Here is a 21026-nt window from a genome sequence, read left to right on the forward strand (position 1 = left end):
TCGGCTTGAGGCAAGGCCACTTGGCGATGGAGAGGGCTCTCAAGGTCTTAATGCGATGAGTCGGGTCTGCCCGGCAAGGCTCGCTGCACTCACTGAAAACAATTTCAATCTCATAAGTTGTGAGCGAGATGCATCGCTACGGCGAATCCTGCTCCAGCCGTGCCGATGGAGCAGTGGGGGTGGTTGTGTATGTTTTGATATGCAACCTTGGCTGCTTGCTGGCACCATTTCTCCATTCGGCACGGTAGTGGCCTGCTGGAGGAGGATAATCCAGTTCTCAAGAACAATTCTCAAGAACAATGCTGGAGACAAGCGGATAGTCCGCAATTTTTGATCTCCAGAATCAATGCCGAAGAGTGAGGTGTCATCGAACTGGCCGGGCCATCGCCATCCTTGATTTCTGGCTTCGAATCTGGAGCGATCAGATCAATCCTTCTGCTGAGCCGGAGGCAGCAGCCACTCCCGCAGGCGGTGCAATCCCAGTCCGGCGGTGGCGGAAACGAAAAGAACATTCGGGCTGATCGCCTCGGCGCGTTCCAGTTCGATGGCCGGGCAGCGATCGATCTGATTGCCGATCACCTGGCGGGGGGCCTGGCTGCCAAGCGAATCGAGGATCGCGTGGACGGTGCGCAGTTGTTCGGACCAGGCGGGATCGGAGAGATCCACCACGATCAGCAAGCCATCGGCCTCCAGGGTTTCCTCCAAGGTGGAGCGGAAGGCTTCCAGCAGCGGTGGGGGGAGCTCCCGGATGAACCCCACCGTGTCGGTGAGCAGTAGCCGTTGGCTGGTGCCGCCTGGCTGATGGGAGTCCAGCCGTCGCGTGGTGGGATCGAGGGTGGCGAAGAGCTTGTTCTCGGCCAGAACCCCTTCCCCTCCCTCGGGCGTGGTGAGGACATTGAGAAGGGAGCTCTTGCCGGCGTTGGTGTAACCCACCAGGGCCAGCCGGCGCACACCAGCTCGCCCCTGGCGCAGGCGTGCGCGGTGGTCACCCAGCCGCCTGACCTCCGCCTGCAGCCGATCGATGCGGCTGGCGATGACGCGGCGGTCCTTCTCCAGTTGGGTTTCGCCAGGTCCCCGGGTGCCGATTCCTCCCCCCTGACGTGACAGGCTCTGGCCGCGGCCACTCAGCCTCGGCAGTCGGTAGCGCAATTGGGCCAGTTCCACCTGCAGGCGCCCGGCGCTGCTGGCGGCCCGCTGGGCAAAGATGTCGAGGATCAGTTCGCTGCGGTCGCTCACCGGCAGATCCAGCAGGCGCTCGAGGTGTCGGGTCTGGAAGGGGCTGAGTTCCCGATCGGTGACTACCAGGCTGGCCTCCAGCCGCCGGGCTTCCAGGGCGGCCTCCCGCAGCTTTCCATCGCCCCAGATGGTCTGGGCTCCCGCTGGGTGACGTTTCTGCCGGACCAGTCCCACCGGCAGGCCGCCGGCACTGCGCACCAGTCCCTCCAGCTCGGCGATCTCCCGTTGACTGGCCTCGCTGTCCTGCCCGACCAAGGCCAGCAGCAGGACCCTCTCCGGCCCTGGCTTCTGCTCACCCTTGATGGCCTCCGCCCCATTGTTGGCAAGGGTCGCTGGCGTGGCCATGGGGTCACTCAGCTCGCTGAGATCTCCTTCCAGCTGCACCTGCCAGGGCTGGCCCTCCTGGTGGCTGGGTCGGTAGCAGCAGGCCGGCCAATGGCCACCGGCGGCGGCTTGCTGGGGGAAGCGCAGCCAGTGGATGGGTCTGAGGTCGAGACCCACCAACGCCTCACTCCCCAGGGGCTCCAAGCCAGGCCCCCGCCCCACGCAGCTGATCAGTCGCCAGGCCTGACCATGGCGCCGCTCCGAGCCGGGCAGCCGATCGAGCAAGCGTCCGGATTGCTCCAGGGGGCCGACCCAGAGCAGCCGGCAGAGCCCACGCCCATCCACCACTAGACTGAGCGGCAGATCCAGTTCCCGCGATTCGGCGGCGAGGCGTTGCAGGCAGAGCAGATCGGCCCCACCGGCTTCCGGATGGCGGCGCTGGGATAGCCGCTCCAGCCGCCGCTTCTGGGCCGGACGCAGGCCACTGACCCGACCGAGCAGAACGGCCTGTTTCAAGGCCGGAGGATCCGTAGGCAGATCACACCGGCGGCCATGGCGGCCTGCTCGTCTTCGGGGCTGTCGCCCACGTGCCAGACCTCGCTGGGCTGGAGGCCGATGGCCTCGATGGCGAGCTGCAAGGGAATCGGGCTGGGCTTGGCCGCACCGGCCGCACTCGAGACGATCACCGTTTCGAGGAGGCCATCGAGTTCGAGCCCCGCCAGGATCGCGCCGAGCCGTTGGTCAAAATTGCTGACCACCGCCAGACGCAGCCCAGCCTCATGCCAGCGCCGCAGAGGCTCGATCACATCGGGGTAGATCTGCCAGAGGCCGGCATCGGCGAACCGATCGAACAGCTCCCGTTCCAGGTTGGGCGTGCTCGAGCACGCACCGCTGGCGCTGAACACCTCGGCAATCCGCTCCCCCCACCACCGACGTTCTGCCTCAAGCAAGGCTTCTCCGGCCAGGCCAGGGAAGGCCAGGGGGGGGGCCTGGGGGTAAACGGCCGCGAAGGCCCGATCGATCGCCTCGGCTTCCGCCGCGATCCCGTGGTCAGCCGCCAGCTCCGCGTAGGTGTTGCCAACGGATCGACGCAGGCCGATCAAGGTCCCCATGGCATCGAGCAACAGGCCACGGGGCTTGGCCAGAGCGAGGGGCGATGGGATCACAACTCGTGTCAAGAACGGGAGGCCTGGCCGAACAGGGGGCGACCCAGGTCGCTGAGCCAGCCCGCTGCCACACGCAGCTGGTGGGAGCGGCCCGGCAGACGTGACAGGTAGGTGAGTTGGCGGATGCGGTAGGCGGCGGACCCGGCCAGGGTCAAGCCCAGGCCGGTGAGGCTGGCCTCGCCAACACCAAGGCTGATCATCTCGCCGAGATCGCGCCAGAGAAAGGGCTCAAGCGGCTCAGCCGCGATCGATCGCAGCAGGTTGCCTGCCAGCTGATCCGCTTGCTGGAAGGCCACCTGGGCGGTGCCCGGCAGGACTTCCCCATCGGCATCCTCCACGTGGGCCAGGTCCCCGCTCACGAACACACCCGGGTGATCCCGCAGCTGCAGCTCTGGCGTGCAGAGCAGGCGGCCGCCGCCATCGATGGCCGCCGCCGGATGGATGGACGGACTGTTGGCGGTCACCCCCGCCGTCCAGATCACCCCATCGACGGCCAGTCTTTCCTCGCTGCTGCTGCCATCGGCTGCCGCTGGCAGACCCAGCTGGATGTGGTCGGCTTCCACGGCCAGGACCCTGGTAGAGGTGCGCAGCCGCACGTCCCGGCGCAGCAGGGCCGTGCGGGCCTGCTCACGGTTGAAGGATCGGGCCTTGGGCAGCAGCTCGGGGCCCTGCTCGATCAACTCCAGCAAGGCCGCTCCCTGCAGCAAATCAGCCAGCTTGCAGGCCAGTTCAACGCCGCTGGGGCCAGCGCCAACCACCGCCAGGCGCTGCAGAGGCCGCTGCCGGCCGCGAAGCTCCTGCACCAGGCCCTGTAGGTGCTCGACATCGGCCAGGGTGCGAAAGCCGATGGCGTGGTTCTCCACCCCAGGCACGCCGAAGCTGGTCGGACGGCTGCCGGTGGCGATCACCAGCTTCGAGAACTCCAGCTCCCGGCCCTGCTCGGTGCGCAGGGAGGAGGCGTGAGTATCAATCGCGCTCACCCGATCCCGCAACCAGGCCACGCCGTGGCCAGCCAGAAGGGTGTCATAGCGAGGAGCCACTTCCCAGGAGCGCAGTTCGCCTGAGAGCAGTTCGTAGAGGAGCGGCAGGAAGACGAACCGATCGTTCGGCTCGATCAGCAGGATCGGCGGGTGGTGGCGTCGTTCGGCCAGGGCCAGGGCTGTGTACAACCCAGCGAAGCCGCCACCGGCAATGACGACCGCTCCAGTAGCTCCCGCTTGCTGCTCTGGGCTGGGCTCCGTCATGCTGGCCAGACCGCGTCGTCAGGAAAGGATGGTGAACCCTAACCAGCGTCGTTGGAGGAAACGCAGAGGATGGAGGCCATGAGCAGCTTGATGGCTTCGCGGCCTCCCACCGATCGTGACGGCCCTCTGCTGAATGCCGCTGCCGCCACGGCCCTGCTCCAACCCCTCGATCCGATGGCCCGCCTCCGTTGGGGTTTGCAGACCTTCGGTGATTCCTTTGCTCTGACCACCAGCTTCGGCATTCAGTCGGCGGTCCTGCTGCACATGGTCAGCCGAATCAGTGCCGCCATCCCGGTGATCTGGGTGGACACCGGCTACTTGCCGGCGGAAACCTACCGCTATGCCGAAACCCTTTGCCAGCTGCTCAAGCTCAACCTTCAAGTGGCGCAGCCGGAGCAAAGCTCGGCTCGCATGGAGGCGCTGCATGGACGGCTCTGGGAGACCGGCCGACTCGAAGACATGGATCTCTACCTGCGGATGCGCAAGGTGGAGCCGCTGGATCGGATGTTTGAGCAGCTTCAGGTGCACGGCTGGGCCAGTGGGGTGAGGGGCAACCAGACTGACCATCGCCGCGCGATGCGCCCGTTGGACAGCGTGCGCGGCCGCTGGTCGCTGCGTCCCTTGCTGAGCTGGACCAGTCGAGACGTTTTTTATTACATGCAGGATCAGGCGCTCCCCCATCACCCCCTGTTCGAGCAGGGCTACTCCACGGTCGGTGACTGGCATTCCAGCGGCCCGGATGCTGGCAGCGATCCAGGCGAAGACGGCCAGCGCGAAGATGGCCAACGCGGCAGCCGTTTTGCAGGGCTCAGGCAGGAATGTGGCATCCACCTGCCTGGCGTGATGGGCGAGGGCATCTGAGATGGGCGTGCCGGGGCCTGCCCCACCGGCTCGCTGGCTGTTGATCGGCAACAGCCGCTGGCACTGGGCAGAGGCGGCAGCAAGCGCCACCTCCGGCTTGCGCTGCTGGCACAGCCAGGCACCGGCCAGCCTCAAGCCAAAGGAGGGCGAGCGGCTGCGCTGCTGGGCCTGTGTGGGACAGCCCGCACCCCAGCTCCAGTTACCGCTAGGGCGCCGCTTTCACCAGGCCGGCGTGCCGCTGGTCTCGATGCCGCCCTGGCTCGGCGTTGACCGGGCCTTGGCTGGATGGCAGGCCTGGCGCCGGCAGCGTGAGGGGGCGGGAGGTGCTGTGCTTGTGGCCGATGCCGGAACCTGCCTGAGCCTGACCCGGGTGGACAGCCAGGGAGGCTTCGCCGGAGGGAGATTGATGGCTGGAGTCCAACTCCAGCTGACGGCGATGGCAAGGGGGACGGCCCAGCTGCCGGCGCTCGCCTGGGCGGCACCGACGGGGGGATTGGAACCGGGCTTCGACCCCTGGCCTGCCGCCACGGCGGAGGCGATGAGCGCCGGCTGTCTCTGGGGTCTGGCGGCAGCGATCGCTCAGGCGCTGGAGGCGGCCAGGTCTGAAGGGCCGCACACGCTCTGGCTGACAGGGGGCGATGGGCCGAGCTTGGCCCCCTTACTCAAAGAGCTTGGCCTGGACTTTGAGTGGGCACCTGAGCTCTGCCTGGAAGGCCTTGTGGCGCTCAGCCCAGATTCAGATCCGTGAGGATCTGCTCAGCCATTTCCTCAGCTTTGACCTTGAGATAGACGAGCTCAAGCTTCCCTTCCGGGTCCACCACGAAGGTGTGGCGCATCATGCCCATGTATTCCCGGCCCATGAACTTCTTCAGTCCATAGCTCCCATAGGCGCTGGCCACCGGGCAGGGCTCGGGGTCACAGAGCAGGGTGAACGGCAGGGTGTACTTGGCGATGAATTTTTCGTGGCTGGCGGCGCCGTCCTTGCTGATCCCCAGCACCTTGATCCCAAGCTGTTCGTAGCGCGCCCACTGATCACGGAAGCCGCACGCCTCCTTGGTGCACCCAGGGGTGTCGTCCTTTGGGTAGAAGTAGATCACCACCCGCTGCCCCCGCAGCGAGGAAAGGCTGAGCGGTTCGCTGTTCTGGTCCATGAGGGTGAAGTCGGGAGCGGCATCGCCAATGCTCAAGGCCATGGAAAACGAAACGGTTTGTCGCGCGAGACTAGGGGCTAAGGTCTCAAACCTTCGGGATTCCTGATGGTCATTGCCGCCCGTGTGGGTCTGTTCGCTGTGCTGGGCCTGATCGGAGCAGCCGGATTGCTGGATCTGCCGCTGACACGTCCCATGACCAGCCGTGGCCGCGTGGACACAGGCGAATTCCTGGTGGAACTCAACGCGCAAGAGGCGTTGATGGATCAACGTCAGAGAGCAGCCGTACTGCTTGATCGCTTCGTAGGCGCTGAAATCACCCGTTATTTCTGGGGCGGATTCAGCGGCTACCTCGATGTGCTGGGAATTGAGAAGCCCGAGGATATGGAAGCAACCGTGACCCTCGAAGACCAGTCTGTCCAGCTCCTGCTTGGAGCCCAGGGCGGCTCCGAAACCTACGTGGCCAGGGTCGAGGCGATCGACGGTGTGCCCCGTGGCGTGGTCTGCAGGGGGGAGGGAACCCCTGGGGCTTTCCCGCTGCGAAGCTCGCGTCTGACCTGTCCCCAGGGCTGGGCGCCGCTCCCCAACATGCGACCCGCCAGTACCCCCGGCTGATCCTGATCAGTTAAATCTGTTTGTGATCTGTCAATTTATCAGGACCAAACAGCTGAGATGTTGGCAAATGCAACTCAGAAGGCTAGGTTAAAAGGTGATTCTGGCTTTTTCTGCCGTGCTTAAGCGTCTTACTGCCACCCTGCTGATGGGTGCTGCTCTCTCGACGGCGGCGCTGCCCGCTTCCGCCGCCGTCGATAACGACCTTCCCGTCCGCTGGAACACCGGTGGCGCTGTGTGGTCAACCAGCCTTGATTCCTTCGTTACCTTCATCGAGAGCGGCGAAGTCACCGACCGTGGCCTCGGTGATGGCCTGTCCCGCTCTGGCTGGACGTCCGAGGAGGTCCGCGCTGGTCTTTCCAAGACCTACAGCGTTGATGTGGTCGGCGTGACTCGCTTCCTCTACTCCGATGACGGCGTCAAGTTCCTCAAGGATCAGAGCCGGAGCTACTTCCCGTACTGGAGCATGAGCACCTATGCGGTGCAAGCCCTGCGCAGCGCCATCATCGCCGATTCTGTCGATGGTGAGCTCTCCTCCGCCGGCATCATGGCCGCCCTGCCCACCGATTTCCGCCTCGCCGACACCTGCGGCACCTACGACGGCAAGCAGAACATCTGCGCCGAAGGCAAATGCGAAGGCGAAGCCCAGTGCACCTCGCTGCTGTCCTGGTATGTCTTCCTGCCCGCCTGCATCCAGGCCAACCAGATGACTGACCCTGTGGCTCAAGTCAGGATGACCCCGGCTCCGGCTCCTGCCCCCATGCCCTTCACCCCCGCGCCCATCCGCGGCCTCTGGTGATCGAGGCACGGCCTTTCTGGCCGATTCCGATTGTGCTCAGCCCCGGGATTCCGGGGCTTTTTTGATGGTCGCCTGCGCCCCCTTACCACGTTGGGCTGTCAGCAGCGTGTGAGCAAGGCGCTGCGGCAGTTGGGCCTGCAGGGCTGCTGTGAAACCGGCACGAATCTCTGAGATGGCGGTCTCTGAGATGTGCTGGCGCAAGGCCTGGCCATGGCTGCTTGCCGCCCCGAACCAGCGTTCCAGCAGGGATTCACTGAGGCGGATCTGCAGGGATTCCTGCCAACAATCGTTATTGAGGCTCCAGCCTGACCCCTCCAGCAGGGCGCCGATCGCCTCTGGCGTCAACGAGGCCTCCGCCAGCCAGTGCCGCTCCAGGGGCAGGCAGGTTTCAAGCCTTTGGCGTAGCGAACGTGCGGGGGAGCCCTTACCCTCCCCCGCAAGCCAAGCCAGCAGAGCTTCGGCTGGCCCGATCAGCGGCGCGCTGAACAGCAGGCGGATCTCAGCCTTCTCAGCGCTCAGGGCCGTGATGGTCTGGACCCAGCGGCGAAGTGAATCCGGCGGCGCGCCCTGAAAGGGTTGCCGCGCCGCCACCCACTCGAAGCGTTGGCCCGGCTCCAGCAAGGCAGCGAGTTGTTCAGGTTGATCGGGCGCTATCTCCAGAAGCTGCGGTTGGCGAAGCGGTTCGAGCATCTGCACCTGGCCCTCCAGCCGCTGCCGCTCCGAGGCCTCGGCCACGGTGATCACCAGGCCCCCTTCAGGGGTGGCGCCGAGGGGGGCGAGGGCCCAGAGCAGGGAACGGGCTTCCAGCACCAGAACCCTGTCGTGGCGTTGCCAGCTGGCCCCCTGCCAGAACCGCTGCCGGAGACGATCGAGACGCTCCCCTTCAGCGACGGCCTGGCGTTGCAGCCAGCGCCGCAGCAGGGGGTCGGCCTCGCTGCTGCTGACGATCTCGATCTGCTCGGCGCTGCTTTCGGCTTCTGCGGCCAGTTGGGCGGCGCGCCGTAGCCGCAGCCTGGCCCCGATGGCCCCTTCCCAGCCCAGGGAGCCGGGCTGCCAGAACACTTGCCCTTGCAAGGGCGCCGGCAGGTAGGTCTGGGCGACCCAGTGCTCGCTGTAGGCATGGGGGTAGCGGTAGCCCTGGCCATCACCGAAGGCCTGGCCATCGCGATTGGCGTCGCGCAGGTGGGAGGGAACGGCCTGCTTGCTGGCGGCACGAACAGTTTGGATGGCATCGAAAAAGCCCAGCACGCTGTTGCTTTTCTCGGCACCAGCGAGATAGAGGGCCGCCTGGGCGAGGGGGTAGAGCCCCTCCGGCAGCCCCACCCGCTCGAAGGCCGCGGCACAGGCTTCGACCACCACGATCGCCTGGGGATCGGCCAGGCCCACGTCTTCTCCTGCTGCGATCAACATCCGGCGAAAAATGAAGCGTGGATTCTCACCGGCCTCCACCATCCGGGCCAGCCAGAACAGGGCCGCGTCGCTGTCGGAGCCCCTCAGCGACTTGATGAAGGCGCTGATCGTGTCGAAGTGGGCATCCCCCTGCTTGTCGTAGAGAACCGCGCGCTGCTGGATCGACTCCTCGGCGATGCTCAGATCGATGCGGATCAGCCCGTCGGCGCCTGGTTCGGTGGTCTCAACCGCCAACTCCAGGGCATTGAGCAGGCTGCGGGCATCGCCACTGGCCACATCCAGCAGGTGGGCGGCGGCGGCTGGCTCCAGGGCCACCGGACGATCGCCGTACCCCCGCTCCGGATCAGCCAGGGCCCTCTCCAGCAACTGCCCCAGTTCATCCGCCTCCAGGGGCTGCAGCCGGAACAGGCGCGAGCGACTCACCAACGCCTTGTTCACCTCGAAGCAGGGGTTTTCGGTGGTGGCGCCGATCAGGGTGACCGTGCCGTTCTCCACCCAGGGCAGCAGGGCGTCCTGCTGGGCGCTGTTGAAGCGATGCACCTCGTCGATGAACAGAAAGCTGCGCAGGCCATGGCGACCGAGCCGCTCGCGCGCGGCCTCCACCTCGGCCCGCAACTCCTTGACGCCGGCCAGCACCGCATTGAGGCTGGCGAAGTGGGCGCGGGTGCTGCCGGCGATGATCCGGGCCAATGTGGTTTTGCCCACTCCGGGCGGCCCGTGCAGGATCAGATTGCCCACCCGGTCGGCGGCGATGGCGCGGCGCAACAGCCTGCCGGGGCCGAGGATTGCGTCCTGGCCCACGAACTCCTCGATTGTGCGTGGTCGCATCCGATCGGCCAGGGGCGCGATCGCCTGCAAGCGGCGCTGCGCTTCGAACGCGAACAGATCGCTCACAACGGTTTGGTCCGTCTGGATCGCGGCAAGGTCAGGTCGATGGGTGACAATCCTGCTAGTCGTACTCGTCGCAACAGATCGTTGCCCGAGTCAAGCAGAATCTGCCCAACTTTCTCCGACCGCGTGATTCATTCCCGTCGTTCCATCTCCTCGGGAACCAGCGCTGTCCTGGCAGCCGGGCTGTTGGCGCTCAGCGGCTGCGCCAGTCCGCCGCCGGAGGCGGTGCGCCAGGTGGAGGTGTCCACCCAGCCGGTGGCGCTGGGCCGCTTCAGCAACGACGTCGACACGATCAGCACCCTTGAAGCGATCGAGGAGGTGCAGCTGGCGGCCCAGGCCCCAGGCCGGATTGAGCGCCTGCTGGTCCGTCAGGGTGATCAGGTCCAGCAGGGGCAGTTGCTGCTGGTGCTCGATCAGGCCCAGGTGCGTGCCGATGTGGCGAGCTTGATCGCTGAGCGCGACAAGGACAAGCTCAACTACGAGCGCTTTGAATTCCTCGCCAGCCAAGGGGCTGCCAGCGCCCTGCAGCGCGACGAGTTGAAGGCCCAATATCTGCAGTCACGGGAAGCCGTGGCGGCCCGCGAGGCCGACCTGGCCTTCAGCAACCTGCGCGCCCCGATCAGCGGCGTGATCAGCGACCTCCAGGTGAAACAGGGCGATGTGATCGCCGCCGGCGCGGCCTTCACCAAGGTGGTGCGCAACGACCGACTGATGGCCCGCATCGATGTGCCCGGTATTTTTACCAATCGGGTCCGCCCCGGCCTGCCGGTGCTGTTGCAGGAACCTCAGGGAGGCACGGCGGTGGCTACCGGGGTGGTCAGCTCGGTGGATCCGGCCGTCACCCCAGGGACCCAGACCTTGTTGCTCAAGGCAGAGTTTCCTAACCCAACGGGCGCCCTGCGCACCGGCCTGAGGCTGCGCACCCGGCTGGTGCTGGCCGCCGGCGAGCTGCCTTCGGTGCCGTTCGCTGCTGTCACCCAGTCGTCGGGACAGAGCTTCGTGTTCTCCGTCGGCAGTTTGCAGGATCTTGAGCGCAACCCAGGCAAGGTGAATCTTGAGCCCCTGCGCGCCTTACCGGCCGGCTCCAAGTTCGCCTTGCAGATTCCAGTACAGCTCGGCGATCTGCAGAACAACCGCTATCCGGTGCTTCAAGGGGTTGGCCTCAGCGATCCGGTAATCACCACCAACCTGCTCACCCTCCGCCACGGCACGCCCGTGACGGTGAAATAGGGAGCCGCCCGGATGTCTGCTTCCGATAATTTCATCACCCGGCCGGTGCTGACCACCGTCTGCAGCCTGCTGATCGTGATCGGTGGCCTGATCGCGATCCCCCTGCTGCCGATCGAGAACCTGCCCGACATCGCCCCCCCGACGGTGACGGTGAACTCCCGTTACAACGGCGCCGACGCGGTGTCGGTGGAGGAAGGTGTCACCAATGTGCTGGAGCAGCAGATCAACGGGGTGGAGAACATGGACTTCATCACCTCCTCCAGCGCCGCCGATGGCAGCAGCGCGATCACCGTGTCGTTCGCTAGCGGCACCGACGGGGACATCAACCAGGTGAACGTGCAGAACCGGGTGGCACTGGCCCAGCCCCAGTTGCCCGAGGAGGTGCGCCAATCCGGGGTGGTGGTCAACAAGGCCTCCAACTCGATTCTGCTGGTGTACAACTTCGGCAGCGACGATGCCAATAATCCATTCAGCACGGAATTCATCAGTGGCCTGCTCGATCAGAACCTCACGGATCGGATCAAACGGGTCAAGGGTGTGGGCAACACTGCCTATGTCGGCAACCGCCAACTCGCCTTCCGGCTCTGGCTCGATCCCGATCGTCTGGCGGCCAACCAGCTGACCTCCTCCGATGTGGTGAACGCCCTGCGCAGCCAGAGCCGCCTGGTGCCAGCTGGTCAGGTGGGGGGAGAGCCCGCTCCTGAGGGTCAGCAGTTCACCTTCACGGTGCAGCTTCAGGGTCGGTTGCGCAGCACGACGGAATTTACCGATCTGGTCCTGCGCACCGGTGAAGACGGCGGCCTGGTGCGCCTCAGGGATGTGGGCCGGGTGGAGCTGGGCGCCGAGACCTACGACGCCAACGCCACCGATCTCCAGGGCGTTCCCTCCGTCGGCCTACTGGTCTACCAGTTGAGCGGCAGCAATGCCCTCGAGGTGTCGCGGGGCGTGGAGGAGGTGCTCGACGAGTTCAGCCGCAGCATGCCGCCCGGCATGAAGGTCGAGAAGATCTACGACACCACGGACTTCATCAATGCCTCCATCCAGGGGGTGACCAGTTCCCTGCGCGATGCCGTGGTGCTGGTGGTGCTGATCCTGTTTCTGTTCCTGCAGAACTGGAAGGCCACCCTGGTGCCTGGCATCGCCATCCCCGTGGCCCTGGTGGGCACCTTCCTGTTCGTGAAGGCGGCCGGCTTCTCCCTAAACCAGCTCACCCTGTTCGGTCTGGTGCTGGCGACAGGCCTGGTGGTGGATGACGCGATCACCGTGATCGAAGACACCTCCACCAAGAAGGCCCAGGGGATGACCGCCCTGGAGGCCGCCATGAGCACCATGAACGAATTGTTCGGGGCGGTGATCGCCACATCGCTGGTGCTGTTTGCCGTGTTCCTGCCGGTGCTCTTCTTTCCCGGCGCCACCGGCACGATCTACCAGCAGTTCGCCGCCACGATCATCTTCTCGGTGGCCATTTCCACCTTCAACGCCCTCACCTTCTCGCCGATGCTCTCGGCCCTGTTGCTCGCGCGTGAAAGCGAACCACCGAGCCGGCGCACCTATGCCATCGCGGGCACCACGATCGGCTTCGTCTATGGCCTGCTGGTTAGTGGTGGCGGTGCCCTTGTGGTGCTCGGGGTGCTGGTGGCGGGCCTGCTGCTCGGCTACCTGCTGGGCCTGATCACCCGTCTGCCCCTGCGGCTGCCCGTCACCGTGGCAGCGGCGGTGCTGGGGCTGGTGCTCGGCGGGGTGTCCAGTCCGCTAGCGGTGGGGATCTTCAGCCTGATCGGTCTGCTGCTGGGGGCTTTCCTGGGGCCGATTTTCAGCGGCTTCAACCGCTTCTATGCCTCCGGGGAAGGTTGGTATCAGCGCAGCCTGGCCTGGGTGCTCGCCCACCGGCTGCTGATCATGGGCGTGTTGGTGGGGGGAATCGTTCTCACGGGGGTGGCCTTTACATCGATCCCTTCGGGCTTCGTGCCCATCGAGGACCAGGGCTACGCGATCGGCTTTGTGCAGGCTCCCGACGGCGGCTCCGAGCAGAACACCCGCAAGATCAATGCCCAGGTGGCTGAGATCATCCGCACCGAACCGGAGATCTCCACCTCCGTGATCATCAGTGGCTTCAGCCTCGATGGCAACGCCCCCAACCGTGGCCTGTTCTTCTTTGGGACCAAGAACTGGGATGAGCGCCCTAATCCCGATCAGTTCATGGAGAAGATCGTGGAGCGGCTGAACCGCAAGCTCTCGGTGATCAACGGGGCCCGGATCTTCGTGGTGGAACCGCCGGCGATCCCCGGTTACGGAACCTCCGGGGGCTTCGAGTTCCAGATGCTGGATCAGAGCTCCGGTGCCCTGAGCCTGCCTGAGTTCTTCGCCAATACCAACCAGCTGATCGCCAAGGCGATCCCCACCGGAGTGTTCAGCCGCGTCTTCACCCAGTTCACGCCCGAGTCCCCCCAGCTGAAGGTGGAGGTCAACCGGGAGCAACTGGCCGCCCTCGATGTCGACTTCGGCCAGGCGATGCAGACCTTCAGCTTCTACTTCGGTGGTGCCTACATCAACGACACCTTCCAGGAGGGCAAGATCCGTCGGGTCTACGTGCAGTCGGATGCGGCCTTCCGGGCCACGCCCCAGCAACTGAAGTCCCTGTTCGTGAGCAACCGCAGCGGCGAACCTGTGCCGCTGTCAGAGGTGTTCACGGTGGAACCCACCACCGGCCCGGCGGTGATTCCCCATTTCAACCTGTTCCGCTCGATCAAGATCGACGGGTCAGCGGCGCCGGGCCGCAGCTCCGGTGAAGCGATCAAGGGCATGATCGACACCTTCAACCAGCTCGACACCAACGGCCTCGGCTTCGACTGGACCGGCTTGTCGCGTGAAGAGGTGAAGGCCGGCGCCCTGGCGGTGGTGATCTTCGCGTTCGGCATCCTGGTGGTGTACTTGGTGCTCGCCGCCCAGTACGAGAGCTACATCGACCCCTTGATCATCCTGATGACAGTCCCCACCGCGATGCTCGGGGCTCTGGCTTTCCTGGCGCTGCGCGGCGAGGTGCTCAACATCTACGCCCAGGTGGGCCTGGTGATGCTGATCGGCCTGGCCGCTAAGAACGGGATCCTGATCGTCGATCTGGCCAACCAGCGCATGGCCGAGGGGGCCACCCCCTATCAGGCAGCCAAGGAGGCGGCTGAATCGCGGCTGCGGCCGATCCTGATGACAGCCATCTCTTCCCTGTTCGGCTTCCTGCCCCTGGTGCTCGCCAGCGGGGCGGGTGCCCGCAGCCAGGCGTCCCTGGGCACCGTGGTGTTCGGCGGTCTGATGGTGGCCACCGTGCTATCCCTTTTTGTGGTGCCGGTGTTCTACGTGGTGGTCAAACAGCTGGGGTCGTCCGGCAAGGACCAGGCACCTCCCCCGGTCGTGGCCTCGCCCCCCCCCCGATGGCCCCCCCCCCCCTACCCCCCAACGGCCGCCGCATCGTGCTGACGGGCCTTGTCGGGGCCCTCCTTGGCCTGTTGGTTAGTGTCTTCCTGCAGTCGATTGTGGCCAACACCCCTGTCACGGTCAGCTCCTATGCCCAGTTCTGGTTCCGGTTGCTGCTGGGAGCCTTCGCCTGCCTGGCCGCGATGGCGATCGAAACCGTGCGCCAGCTTCAGGTCAGCAATCCGGATCCTGCCTATCACCAATCCCCTGGCCGTTGGGGCCGCCCCCGCAATCGCCCCTGAGGGGTGAGCACCTGGTTGGAGCGAGTTTTGCCCGTCCATCTGTGGCTAACACCCACTGGCCGCCAAAGTGATCACAGCTAGTCTGAAGGCCGTGTTGAGGTCAGGGCTTTGCGGTCTTGGTTCGATGGTTTCACTACGTTCCCTTCGGATCCCCAGACGGCACGACCTTTGATTGATCCTCCCCATCAGTGGAACCGTTCTGATCGCCAAGTCAAAGGCCACGAGGCCCCGATCAGGCTCGCTTTCTTGCCCCTCCAACGCTGCGCCCCCCTGGCACTGCTCCCTCTGCTGATGGTAGTGGGCTGCGGCACTCAGGCCACAGCCCCACCCTTGCTCTCGGTCCAGTCTGCCCAGCTCGGAGAGCAAATGTTCACCCCCAGCATCCGCGTGGTGAGCAAGCTTGAGTCGGTGACGGATGTGGTGCTCAAGCCCGAAACGGATGGTCGCGTGGTGCGGATCCTTGCCCAGCAGGGTCAGCGCGTAGAGCAGAACCAACCCGTTCTTGTCCTCGACAACGTGCAGCCGACGGCCCAGCTGGACGCCAGCCGTGCCGAGGCGCGCAAAGATCAGATCAATGCAGAGCGTTACATCTTTTTGAATGATCAGGGAGCTGTTTCCACCAAGGAGAGGGATTTCTATATCACCCAGGCGCTTGAATCCAGGGATCAGGCAAAAGCGGACGCCGCCACCTTGGATTACACCGTCGTCAGGGCGCCGATTGCCGGTGTGCTTGGTGATCTCAGCAGTGTCAAACTCGGTGACTTTGTGCAGAAGGGTCAGGCCATCACCGGTGTGGTTGAGAACGGCTCCCTCTGGAGTCAGATGGATGTGCCAGCCACCCAACAGGGGAAAGTCAAGATTGGTCAGAAGGTCTTGCTGACCTCCCAGGGCTCGCCAGCGGTGACAGGCGAGGGTCGGGTGGTGTTCATCTCGCCCTTTTTCAGTCGGACGGGCAGCTCCGCTTCACCGAATTCTCTGCTGGTGAAGGCGGAGTTCGCCAATCCGACCGGCCAGCTCAAGAGTGGCCTAGTGGTGAAAAATGAAATCATCACCAGCCAGAGTCAACAGCTGGCTGTTCCGGTCCAAGCGGTGACGATGCAGGCCTCCCAGCCCTTCGTTTATCGGATCGTGCCCCTGTCGGAGATCCTGCCAAAGATCAAAGCATCGCAGCAGGTTCCTGAGGCTCAGAAAGAAAAACTCACGAAGTTGGCGGCCGAGAACCCAAGCCAGCCCACCGTGATCCAGGTGGCTGTGACGCTTGGCCCCCTTCAGGGAAATTCCTATCCCCTGATCAGTGGCCTGCCCAGCGGAGCTCGCGTGGTGGTGAGTAATACCGCGCTTCTGCGCAGCGGCATGCCTGTGAAGGAGATGCCGTTGGGCAGCAAGGTGGAGAGCTGAACAGGGATGTCACTCTCCGATAATTTCATCAAGCGGCCCGTTCTAACAACGGTCTGCAGCATTTTGATCGTATTGATGGGGCTGATCAGTATTCCTGCCCTCTCCATTGAAAATCTTCCGAACATCTCGCCGCCGTTAATTCAGGTGGTCGCCAACTATGGCGGAGCGAACTCCCTGGTCACCGAGCAATCGGTGACGAACCCGATTGAACAGCAGATCAGTGGAGTGCCGGGAGCCTCGTATATCTCCTCATTCAGCACGATGCAGGGGAATAGCACGATCAATGTTTATTTCGACGAAGGAACTGATATCAACATTGACCAAGTCAATGTTCAGAACCGGGTTTCTCTGGCCATGCCCCAGTTGCCCCAGCAGGTCCAGGCCACGGGTGTGTCCGTCAAGCAATCCACCCCTTCCATCCTGTTGGCTTACCAGGTGGGCTCCAGCGATGGCCAGTTTGATGCTCCCTATCTCAATGGCCTGATCTACGCCAGCCTTTACTACCAATTGGGGCGGGTGCCCGGTGTGGCCAATGTGAATCTGCTTGGCGGGAGTAATCCCGCCTTCTGGCTGTTCATCGATGCCAACAAGGTCACCGCCAATGGCCTCACGGCCAACGATGTGGTGAGTGCGGTGCAGAGCCAGAACACGGTCGCCATTGGTGGCCTCGTGGGTGGACCACCGGCCGGCGGCGACCAGGCCTATGCCTATCCGTTGTTGGTGAAGAACAACGGAAACCTCGTTTCAATTGAAGAACTCAATGATCTGATCATTGGACGCACGATGGCCGGTAATTTGCTGCGCCTCCGCGACGTCGGCAGTGCGACCTACGGCTTCAACACCTTCAGCCAGACAGCCGTCGATAAGCTTGGCCGCCCTGCCATCACAGTGGCCATCTTCCAGACCCCAGAGAGCAATGCCCTTGATGTTTCCGAGGGGGTGGTGAAGGTGATCAATGAATTTGCTGCCAATGTGCCGCCTGGTGTCACAGTTGAGCAGATTTATAACATTGGGCAGTTCATCGAATCTGCTGTGGAAGGGGTGGTGGATGCCCTTGGCCTGGCGATCCTGCTGGTGCTGCTGATTCTTTTCCTGTTCCTTCAAGATTGGCGCGCCACGGTGGTGCCGAGCCTGGCCATTCCGATCTCGTTGATTGGCACCTTTGCCTTTGTGAATGTCTTTGGCTTCTCGATCAACCAGCTCACCCTGCTGGGGGTGGTGCTGGCTACAGGCCTGGTCGTTGATGACGCCATCGTGGTGATTGAGGCGGTGTCGATCAACCTGGAGAAAGGGATGAAACCTCGTCAGGCGGCAACGGCCGCCATGGGCGAGCTGATTGGTGCCTTGGTGGCCACCGCCCTGGTGCTGATGGCTGTGTTTGTGCCGGTGGCCTTCTACCCCGGTGGAATCGGCATCATCTACAAGCAATTCGCCCTCACGATCGCCTTCTCGATTGCGATCTCCGCGTTCAATGCGCTCACCTTTTCGCCCATGCTCTCCGGATTGATCCTGCGCGGTGGCAAACCCCAGCCTCCGAAGGGCCCGATCTGGATGGCGCTCGGGGTGATCGTCGGCCTTGCCTTTGGTCGCTTCAATGGGGTGGGGGGCTGGACTTACATCCTCGGCGTGGTGGTTGGGGTGATCGCCGGAGCCAACCTGCTCAGAATCTTCCGTGTCTTCAATCGCTTCTTTGACCGCCTTCAGGCCAGTTACGCCAATCTCATTTCCGGCTTGATCCTTAGGCGCAAACTGATCCTCATGGGCCTTGTTGCTGGGATTGTGCTGACGGTGCTGGCCTTCGCCAACATGCCCACGGCCTTCATCCCAAACGAGGACCAGGGCTATGGCGTTGGCTTCTTCCAGTTGCAGAACGGTGCTTCCCTCAGCCAAACGGAAGCCACCTCGCTTGAAATTTCCAAGCTGATCAATGAGGAGGAGGACATCACCCAGGCCTCCATCATCAGTGGCTATGGGTTCAATGGATCAAGCCCTGATCAAGGCGTATTTTTCTTTGGCCTCAAACCCCTGGAGGAGCGCGGTGCCGCCGATCAATCGGCAGAGGCCATTGTGAAAAGGCTGAACGAGAAAATGGCCACGATCAGCAGTGGTTTCGTGCGTGCTGGCTTGCCACCAGCCATTCCTGGTTTCTCCTCCCAAGGTGGATTCTATTTTCAGTTCAATGACCTCAGCAATGGTGGCTTCAGCTTCGTGGAGTTGGCTGACCAAGCCGCCAAGCTGGAGGCGGCCTCCAATGCCACCGGTGATTTCACCTCGGTTTACACCCAGTTCATCCCCAGTGCCCCGGCCTTCATGCTGAGCATGGATCGTGATGTGATGGGTGCCCTGGACATCGACTTTGCCACTGCGATGGACACCATCGGCATCCTGGCTGGCAGCAACTTTGCAAGCCTGACCTATGAAGATGGGCAGGTTCGCAACATCTATGTTCAGGCCGAAGCCTCCAACCGCAGCACGATTCAAGATGTGGAGGGGTACTACGTTCGCTCCAACGACGGCAAGCTCGTTCCTGTTTCTGAATTTGCAGAGGTTTCACTCTCGAGTGCGCCGCCAGTGATCAGCCACTACAACTTGTACCGAACGGTTCTGGTGCAGGGATCTGAGGCTATCGGCAAGAGCTCCGGTACGGCGCTCGCGTCGATTCAACAGGTGTTCGACTCGCTCAACTTCAACAACATCGGCTATGCCTTTACGGGCCTGGCTGCTCTGCAGCTTTCGGCGGGTTCGGCCAGTGTGCTGGTGTTTGGTTTCGGCATCCTGGTGGTTTATCTGGTGCTCTCAGCCCAATACGAGAGCTACGTCACCCCGGTGATCATCCTGATGACCGTGCCGCTGGCGATGCTTGGGGCGCTGGCCTTTCTGGCCATGCGCTCGATCGATCTCAACATCTATGCCCAGGTTGGCCTGGTCACCTTGATCGGCCTGGCCGCCAAGAACGGCATCCTGATTGTGGAGGTGGCGGAGCAACATCTCAAAGCCGGCATGACGGCAAGCCAGGCTGCGATTGCTTCGGCTGAATCCCGCCTTCGCCCCATCCTGATGACCGCCATCGCGGCACTGGCCGGCTTCTTCCCGCTGGTGGTGGCCCATTCAGCAGGCGCCCAGAGTCAGCAATCGCTGGGCACGGTGATCTTCGGTGGCCTGCTGGTGGCCACAGTGCTTTCGCTTGGTGTGGTGCCCCCCTTCTACGTGGCGATCAAGGAGTTGGAAGAGCGACTCTTCTCTGGCTCAGCGGGCCGCACGGAGCCGGGCTGATCAGGTGATCACTGTGGGCTGGTCCATACCGGTACGGCTGCGGATCTCGGCGAGCTGGTCGGCGGCGCTGATCAGATCAGCGAGTGCTTGCTGGGGATCCTGATCGAGGTTGCCGCCGGCGCCCACGTAGCGCTCCAGGTAGAGGCGCAGGGTGGCTCCCTGGGTGCCGGTGCCGGAGAGGCGGAACACCACCCGGCTGCCGTCTTCGAGCAGCAGGCGCAGGCCCTGGCCGCTGGTGAGCGAGCCATCCACCGGATCGGTATAACTGAAGTCGTCGGCGGTGGTGATGTTGCGGCCGGCGAAGCTGGCCCCCACCAGGGAGGGCAGCATTCCCTTCAGGCGGTCGTAGAGGCCCTGGGCCTTGTCGCTGGCGATGGCTTCGTAGTCATGGCGTGAGTAGTAGTGGCGGCCGAAGCGGTTCCAATGCTCGGCCATCAGCTCAGCCACCGAACAGCGGCGCACCGCCAGGATCTGCAGCCAGAACAGCACGGCCCAGAGGCCATCTTTTTCGCGGATATGGTCGCTGCCGGTGCCGAAGCTCTCCTCGCCGCAGAGGCTGATGCGGCCGGCATCAAGCAGGTTGCCGAAGAACTTCCAGCCCGTGGGGGTGACATAACAAGGAATGCCCAGCTCCTTGGCCACCACATCCACAGCGGCGCTCGTGGGCATCGAGCGCGCCACCCCCGCCAGGCCGCCGGAATAGCCCGGCGCCAGATGGGCATTGGCGGTGAGTACTGCCAGGCTGTCGCTGGGGTTCACGAAACAACGCTGGCCAAGAACCATGTTGCGATCGCCATCGCCGTCGCAGGCGGCCCCGAAGCGGTAGGCGTCGCCATGGAGCAACAGCTCGGCCAGTTCATGGGCATAGGTGAGGTTGGGATCGGGGTGACCACCGCCAAAATCTTCCAGGGGCGTGCCGTTACGCACCGTGCCGGCGGCTGCTCCCAGCAGCCCCTCCAGCAGGCGGCTGGCGTAAGGACCGGTGACGGCATGCATCGCATCGAAGGCGATTGGGAAGTCGCCTCGAAGCAGTTCTGCGATCGCGCCGAAATCGAACAGGCCCTGCAGCAGGGTGATGTAGTCGTCGACCCCGTCGATCACGTCGATGGACAGGTTTCCCAGGATGTAGTTCCCTGGCGCCTCCAGCGAAGGCGTTTGGGCGTCAATGATTCGGTAGCCCTTCAGTTGGGTGGTGGCGCTGTAAATGGCATCGGTGATCGATTCGGGCGCCGGCCCTCCGTTGGCCGCGTTCACCTTGACGCCGAAATCACCCTCGGGTCCGCCGGGGTTGTGGCTGGCCGAGAGGATGATTCCGCCGATGGCCTGGTGCTTGCGGATCAGGTGCGAGGCAGCGGGAGTGGAGAGGATGCCGCCGGTGGTGATGATCAAGCGGCTGATGCCGTGAGCTGCGGCCATGCGCGTGATCACGTCGATGGCGTGGCGGTTGCCGTAACGGCCGTCGCCGCCGAGGATCAAGGTGCCGCCAACCACTCCAGGTAACACCTGGAAGATCGCCTCGATGAAGCTTTCGAGGTAATGGGGTTGTTGGAAGTCGCGGCTGCTTTTGCGCAGGCCTGAAGTTCCGGGCTTCTGATCGCTGAAGGGCACGGCCAAGGGAACCTGGCGAATATCCAAAGCGTTGCCCGCCGCTGCAGCAGCGGTGGACTGGGAGGCACTGCTGGTCATACGGGCCGAAATCGATTTCAAAGGCTAACCCTGGTGGT

Annotated in this window: 15 protein-coding genes; 9 read left to right on the plus strand and 6 right to left on the minus strand. The window is 63.8% G+C overall.

The annotated features are described in order from the left end of the window. Positions 1-426: 426 nt before the first annotated feature. The 3 genes from hflX to BM449_RS09605 are packed head-to-tail and all read right to left on the minus strand — an operon-like array spanning position 427 to position 3970. On the minus strand, positions 427-2076 hold the full coding sequence (gene hflX / locus BM449_RS09595; RefSeq protein ID WP_071801036.1) for a GTPase HflX: 1650 nt from the start codon (positions 2074-2076) through the stop codon (positions 427-429). After that, positions 2073-2738, minus strand: a complete 666-nt coding sequence (locus BM449_RS09600) for an HAD-IA family hydrolase (protein WP_233830616.1) — start codon at positions 2736-2738, stop codon at positions 2073-2075. Before BM449_RS09600 ends, hflX begins: the two co-directional genes overlap by 4 nt. After that, complete coding sequence (locus BM449_RS09605; RefSeq protein ID WP_071801037.1) at positions 2735-3970, minus strand: NAD(P)/FAD-dependent oxidoreductase; 1236 nt, start codon at positions 3968-3970, stop codon at positions 2735-2737. The genes BM449_RS09600 and BM449_RS09605 overlap by 4 nt, the downstream gene beginning before the upstream one ends. 78 nt (positions 3971-4048) lie before the next feature. Here BM449_RS09605 and BM449_RS09610 point away from each other — a divergent pair, with 78 nt between their 5' ends. Together BM449_RS09610 and BM449_RS09615 are read left to right on the plus strand one after the other, a co-directional pair. Continuing rightward, positions 4049-4831, plus strand: coding sequence for a phosphoadenylyl-sulfate reductase (locus tag BM449_RS09610; protein ID WP_071802173.1), 783 nt, complete (start codon positions 4049-4051; stop codon positions 4829-4831). Between the two features lies 1 nt (position 4832). Continuing rightward, complete coding sequence (locus tag BM449_RS09615) at positions 4833-5579, plus strand: type III pantothenate kinase (protein ID WP_071801038.1); 747 nt, start codon at positions 4833-4835, stop codon at positions 5577-5579. Here the strand turns inward: BM449_RS09615 and bcp are convergent. Then, the gene (bcp, locus tag BM449_RS09620; RefSeq protein ID WP_071801039.1) at positions 5557-6024 is read right to left on the minus strand and encodes a thioredoxin-dependent thiol peroxidase; all 468 of its coding nucleotides are present in this window, start codon (positions 6022-6024) and stop codon (positions 5557-5559) included. The two genes, BM449_RS09615 and bcp, sit on opposite strands and share 23 nt — an antisense overlap. A gap of 63 nt (positions 6025-6087) precedes the next feature. On the opposite strand from bcp, the gene BM449_RS09625 reads away from it, so the two are divergent. Continuing rightward, on the plus strand, positions 6088-6594 hold the full coding sequence (locus BM449_RS09625; RefSeq protein ID WP_071801040.1) for a hypothetical protein: 507 nt from the start codon (positions 6088-6090) through the stop codon (positions 6592-6594). 145 nt (positions 6595-6739) lie between these two features. Further along, positions 6740-7390, plus strand: a complete 651-nt coding sequence (locus BM449_RS09630; protein ID WP_071801041.1) for an alpha/beta hydrolase — start codon at positions 6740-6742, stop codon at positions 7388-7390. A 36-nt stretch (positions 7391-7426) separates the two neighbouring features. Here the strand turns inward: BM449_RS09630 and BM449_RS09635 are convergent, their stop codons facing one another. Further along, positions 7427-9694: an AAA family ATPase gene (locus tag BM449_RS09635; protein WP_071801042.1), complete on the minus strand. Its 2268-nt coding sequence runs from the start codon at positions 9692-9694 to the stop codon at positions 7427-7429. A 123-nt stretch (positions 9695-9817) separates the two neighbouring features. Here BM449_RS09635 and BM449_RS09640 point away from each other — a divergent pair, with 123 nt between their 5' ends. The 5 genes from BM449_RS09640 (at position 9818) to BM449_RS09660 (ending at position 19302) form a co-directional block, all read left to right on the plus strand. Continuing rightward, complete coding sequence (locus tag BM449_RS09640; protein ID WP_233830619.1) at positions 9818-10921, plus strand: efflux RND transporter periplasmic adaptor subunit; 1104 nt, start codon at positions 9818-9820, stop codon at positions 10919-10921. A 12-nt stretch (positions 10922-10933) separates the two neighbouring features. Further along, positions 10934-14392 (plus strand): efflux RND transporter permease subunit, encoded by a 3459-nt coding sequence (locus tag BM449_RS09645; protein WP_071801043.1) that lies wholly within the window; start codon positions 10934-10936, stop codon positions 14390-14392. After that, complete coding sequence (locus BM449_RS09650) at positions 14347-14631, plus strand: hypothetical protein (protein WP_071801044.1); 285 nt, start codon at positions 14347-14349, stop codon at positions 14629-14631. Before BM449_RS09645 ends, BM449_RS09650 begins: the two co-directional genes overlap by 46 nt. Positions 14632-14877: 246 nt before the next feature. Further along, on the plus strand, positions 14878-16029 hold the full coding sequence (locus BM449_RS09655) for an efflux RND transporter periplasmic adaptor subunit (protein WP_311134192.1): 1152 nt from the start codon (positions 14878-14880) through the stop codon (positions 16027-16029). 6 nt (positions 16030-16035) lie between these two features. Beyond that, positions 16036-19302, plus strand: a complete 3267-nt coding sequence (locus BM449_RS09660; protein ID WP_071801045.1) for an efflux RND transporter permease subunit — start codon at positions 16036-16038, stop codon at positions 19300-19302. On the opposite strand, the gene BM449_RS09665 is transcribed toward BM449_RS09660, so the two are convergent. Further along, complete coding sequence (locus BM449_RS09665) at positions 19303-20988, minus strand: alpha-D-glucose phosphate-specific phosphoglucomutase (protein ID WP_071801046.1); 1686 nt, start codon at positions 20986-20988, stop codon at positions 19303-19305. Between the last annotated feature and the right edge of the window lie 38 nt (positions 20989-21026).

The organism is Synechococcus sp. SynAce01 (assembly GCF_001885215.1).
Classification (GTDB): Bacteria; Cyanobacteriota; Cyanobacteriia; order PCC-6307; family Cyanobiaceae; genus Regnicoccus; species Regnicoccus frigidus.

What these genes read in the sequence shown, in the direction of transcription:
- BM449_RS09605 (WP_071801037.1), bottom strand. Translation starts at nt 3,970, where the DNA reads ATGACGGAGCCCAGCCCAGAGCAGCAAGCGGGAGCTACTGGAGCGGTC.
- BM449_RS09610 (WP_071802173.1), top strand. Translation starts at nt 4,049, where the DNA reads ATGAGCAGCTTGATGGCTTCGCGGCCTCCCACCGATCGTGACGGCCCT.
- BM449_RS09615 (WP_071801038.1), top strand. Translation starts at nt 4,833, where the DNA reads ATGGGCGTGCCGGGGCCTGCCCCACCGGCTCGCTGGCTGTTGATCGGC.
- bcp (WP_071801039.1), bottom strand. Translation starts at nt 6,024, where the DNA reads ATGGCCTTGAGCATTGGCGATGCCGCTCCCGACTTCACCCTCATGGAC.
- BM449_RS09625 (WP_071801040.1), top strand. Translation starts at nt 6,088, where the DNA reads ATGGTCATTGCCGCCCGTGTGGGTCTGTTCGCTGTGCTGGGCCTGATC.
- BM449_RS09630 (WP_071801041.1), top strand. Translation starts at nt 6,740, where the DNA reads ATGGGTGCTGCTCTCTCGACGGCGGCGCTGCCCGCTTCCGCCGCCGTC.
- BM449_RS09645 (WP_071801043.1), top strand. Translation starts at nt 10,934, where the DNA reads ATGTCTGCTTCCGATAATTTCATCACCCGGCCGGTGCTGACCACCGTC.
- BM449_RS09650 (WP_071801044.1), top strand. Translation starts at nt 14,347, where the DNA reads ATGGCCCCCCCCCCCCTACCCCCCAACGGCCGCCGCATCGTGCTGACG.
- BM449_RS09660 (WP_071801045.1), top strand. Translation starts at nt 16,036, where the DNA reads ATGTCACTCTCCGATAATTTCATCAAGCGGCCCGTTCTAACAACGGTC.
- BM449_RS09665 (WP_071801046.1), bottom strand. Translation starts at nt 20,988, where the DNA reads ATGACCAGCAGTGCCTCCCAGTCCACCGCTGCTGCAGCGGCGGGCAAC.